Source organism: Membranihabitans maritimus (assembly GCF_021729145.1).
GTDB classification, from domain to species: Bacteria; Bacteroidota; Bacteroidia; order Chitinophagales; family Saprospiraceae; genus Membranihabitans; species Membranihabitans maritimus.
Window position 1 is genome coordinate 1 of the sequence record NZ_JAJSLW010000073.1, and the last position, 544, is coordinate 544.

General features: G+C 46.0%; 1 pseudogene. It reads left to right on the forward strand.

What is annotated here, in order from left to right:
- Nucleotides 1-194: 194 nt before the first annotated feature.
- Nucleotides 195-544, forward strand: a pseudogene (locus LVD47_RS23355) (IS21 family transposase); the annotation flags it as partial.

Below are 544 nucleotides of genomic sequence, written 5' to 3' on the forward strand. Positions count from 1 at the left end.
TGACCCCCTAGTTCCGATTTATACTGACCCCGTCAATCCGGAGTATTGACCCCCTCAAGCGGGAGAAAATGTTAATAACAATCCGGAGTATTGACCCCCTGATTGTATTCTAAAAAGAAGTGGAACCGTACGGAATAAAATAGCCAGGTTCACGGCATGAAACCAAAGCCGAGAACATGGGAAAATTAAAACGTATGGATCAAGTCAGAATGATTTTGCAGACCTATAAGGAGACCGGGTCTATAAAGGGCACCGCACGACGGTTGCAGGTTTCAAAGAATACGGTTCGAGAATATATCCGCCGTTTGGAAGATGGTAAAGAAGACCTTTCACAAGTCTTAGCGTTGACGGATAGGGAATTATGGCAGGTAGTACATGCCGATGTCGAAGAGGGTTCAGCAAGCCGGGAAGGGGTTTTTATGGAGTTGATCGATTATTGGGTGAAAGAATTGCCGCGTGTGGGCGTAACGAAAAAATTGTTGTGGGAAGAGTACCGCAAGGAGCATTCGGACGGATACGGATACAGTCAGTTTTGTGAACGCTT